The 2,769-nt window shown below is 64.8% G+C and carries 4 protein-coding genes; 1 reads left to right on the top strand and 3 read right to left on the bottom strand.

Features of this window, described 5'->3' with window-relative positions; genetic code table 11:
• Positions 1-37: 37 nt before the first annotated feature.
• Together KDB67_RS05855 and KDB67_RS05850 are read right to left on the bottom strand one after the other, a co-directional pair.
• Positions 38-724, bottom strand: a complete 687-nt coding sequence (locus tag KDB67_RS05855) for a response regulator transcription factor (protein ID WP_291013563.1) — start codon at positions 722-724, stop codon at positions 38-40.
• Positions 725-732: 8 nt separating this feature from the next.
• On the bottom strand, positions 733-1,236 hold the full coding sequence (locus KDB67_RS05850) for a PH domain-containing protein (protein ID WP_291013561.1): 504 nt from the start codon (positions 1,234-1,236) through the stop codon (positions 733-735).
• 364 nt (positions 1,237-1,600) lie between these two features.
• Between KDB67_RS05850 and KDB67_RS05845 the strand changes: the two genes are divergently transcribed.
• On the top strand, positions 1,601-2,281 hold the full coding sequence (locus KDB67_RS05845) for a DUF6069 family protein (RefSeq protein WP_291013566.1): 681 nt from the start codon (positions 1,601-1,603) through the stop codon (positions 2,279-2,281).
• 106 nt (positions 2,282-2,387) lie between these two features.
• On the opposite strand, the gene KDB67_RS05840 is transcribed toward KDB67_RS05845, so the two are convergent.
• Positions 2,388-2,663, bottom strand: a complete 276-nt coding sequence (locus tag KDB67_RS05840; RefSeq protein WP_291013559.1) for a hypothetical protein — start codon at positions 2,661-2,663, stop codon at positions 2,388-2,390.
• Positions 2,664-2,769 lie beyond the last annotated feature (106 nt).

The following is a 2,769-nucleotide window of genomic DNA, read 5'->3' as shown; positions in this document are numbered from 1 at the left end:
GTTCGCGGGAGTCGGTTGTTCGCGGGTCTGGGGCCGGTTACGGGTCGAAGCGGAATCCGACCCCACGCACGGTGACGATGTGCCGGGGACGGTCGCGCCGGTCGTCGCCGATCTTGCGCCGCAACCAGGAGATATGCATGTCCAGGGTCTTGGAGGAACGCAGATCGGCCGAACCCCACACCTCGGTGAGGATCTCGTCGCGGCTGATCACCTGCCCCGACCGCTCCATCAGGAAGCGCAGCAGATCGAACTCCCGATTCGCGAGCACCAGGTCCTTGCCGTCGACGAGAACCCGCCGCCCCCGGGGGTCGACCCGGATGTCGCCGCCGTCGAGGACCTGCTCGGACTCGTCCTCCGAGTCGGTGCGCCTGCGCAGCAGCGCGCGGACCCGGGCGAGCAGTTCGGCCAGCCGGAACGGTTTGCCCACGTAGTCGTCGGCGCCGGCGTCGAGACCGACGACGAAGTCGACCTCGTCGGTGCGTGCGGTGAGCATCAGCACGGCCAGCCCGGGCCGCGACGTCCGGATACGCCTGCACACCTCCAGACCGTCGATCTCGGGCAGGCCCAGATCGAGGATCAGCAGTTCATACCTGCTGTCCTGCGCGTGTTCTAGGGCCTGCGCACCGTCGGTGACCACCTGACAGCCATAGCCTTCGCGGCCCAGCGCCCGCGCGAGGGGCTCAGCGATGGCCACATCGTCCTCGGCCAGCAATACGTCGGTCATCATTGCCCCTAAACGCCGGAAGCGTCGTCCAGCGCCTCTTGGTACAGCAACGCATGCACACGCTCGACCTCCGGAATGTTGTCGAAGGTCAGCGGTTCGTCGGACGCCGATTCGATGACAAGCGAGCCGGTGTGCAACATGCGGTCGATCAGCCCGTGCTGGAACTCGATCGTGTTGATGCGTGGGAGCGGAATGTCGTTACCGGACCGGGTGATGATTCCATTGCGGAAGATCACTCGCTTGTTGGTGACCACGAAATGTGTGGTCTTCCACGACAGCAGCGGCCGCACCAGGAACCAGCCGGCCATACCCAACCAGATCACCAGCACTGTGCCGAGGGCCCAGGTCCTCGCGGTGCCGTCGAGCTTGTCCGACGCCAGCCCCGCAAGTACCCCGGCAGTTCCCGTGGCGATGACAAAAACCAGCATGGGCGCCACCAGACACTTCCAGTGCGGGTGCCGCTGCAGGATGATGCGCTCGCCCTGCGCCAGATTCTCCTTGGGAATACCCATGTCGGTCAGCTTAGTGCTCCGGCCTGTACATTTGCGGAAAGTCGTTCGGTGAAGCCACGCCGACACCCATCTCCTGCGGCTCAACCCTGCGGCGGCTTGCGTAGACTGGGTGGCCTATGACAGGTCAGGAGGCACACCCATGAGCTATCACGACCCGGTCGACCGCAACCGGCGTAATCCGGCTGGTGCCGTTCCCCCGACGCGGGCATATCCAGAGCAGCCCGGCCCCGGACGCGCCGGATACGAACGCGACTCCGGATATTACGGCAATACCGGACAATCCAGCGGTTCCGGACAGTATGGCAATTCCGGACAATACGGGAGTTCAGGCCAGTACTACGACGAGCGCTCTCACGGCGGTCCGATCTATCGCGACCAGGAGTACCTCGCACCCAATCAGTACGACAATCCTCGCGACTACCAGTCATCGCGACCCTATGGTCAGCAGTACGGGGCGCCCCAGCAGTACGGCCAGCCCTACGGCGCGCCATCGCAATACGACCAGCCCCAGTATGAGCAGTCACGCCAGTACGAACAGTCCGGCTCCCGGTCAGGTTCGCGCGACGGCCGGTCGGCACATGGCGCCTACGGTTCATCGCAGCGCGAGCGCAAGCAGGTCGGTCCGGACGTCCATCCCGGATTGTTCATCGGCGGTGTGGTGATGACCGGAATCGTCACTGGACTGGCCGCTTGGCTGGCGGCGTGGATCACCCGGATCGTCGCCGAGAAGGTCAACGATTCCGGCAAGTTCGGTGTCTGGAACCCGATGTCCCGCGACGAATACTGGTTCGCCGTCGTCGCATTGCTCTGCGCGATCACCGCGGGCGCGCTCTGGTACGTCCTGCAACTCATCACCCCGTCCCCCGACGCGTTCTTTCGCTGGGTGGTGACGCTGCTGATCGTGGCCGCCGTACTCATCCCGCTACTGCTGTCGGCGGAGATCTCCGTCGGCATCGCGACCGCGATCCTGCACCTGATCATCGGCCTGCCCATCCTGGGACTCATCCCCACCATGGGCCAAAAAAGCCTGAAAACAACCCGCTGACGCCCACCTGAAACGACGTTCGCGCTCAACCACTTCTCATGACGCCAATCGGATCCGATCGGCGATCAGGGAAGCGGCTGGGCGCGAACTGTCGTAAGGGGGTGTGTCAGCTGCCGGTGCTACTGCCAGTGCTGCTGCCGGTCGCCGAGCTGCCAACGGCTGTGGCCTCAAGGATGTAGATCAGCTGCTGTGGGGCGCACGGGCTGACGGAGGAACCTGCGGGTTCGGGAGCCTTCTGCGGCGGGCACGACGGCGCCAGGGGATATTGGCCGGGCGCACCCTTCGCCGGTGCGGCATCGGCGGGGGCGGCGCTCAGCAGCGCGGGCAGGGCAATCGCGGTCGAGATAGCGGAGACATAGAGACGCCGACGAACGTTCTTCATTGAGACCTCACTCGGTAACGGATACGGACATCATTACCTTGCCATGCTAAGCATCTCCCGGCAGCCCAACCCTGGGCGAGAGTGCTTAGCGGCGCACACTGCACCG

It is taken from the genome of Gordonia sp. (in: high G+C Gram-positive bacteria), from assembly GCF_020438995.1.
Classification (GTDB): Bacteria; Actinomycetota; Actinomycetes; order Mycobacteriales; family Mycobacteriaceae; genus Gordonia.
The sequence above is the reverse complement of the archived record's forward strand: the minus strand, read 5'-3'. Positions and strand labels throughout refer to the sequence as shown.

Coding starts and splice junctions, on each gene's coding strand:
- KDB67_RS05855 (WP_291013563.1), bottom strand. CDS start 724: ATGACCGACGTATTGCTGGCCGAGGACGATGTGGCCATCGCTGAGCCC.
- KDB67_RS05850 (WP_291013561.1), bottom strand. CDS start 1,236: ATGGGTATTCCCAAGGAGAATCTGGCGCAGGGCGAGCGCATCATCCTG.
- KDB67_RS05840 (WP_291013559.1), bottom strand. CDS start 2,663: ATGAAGAACGTTCGTCGGCGTCTCTATGTCTCCGCTATCTCGACCGCG.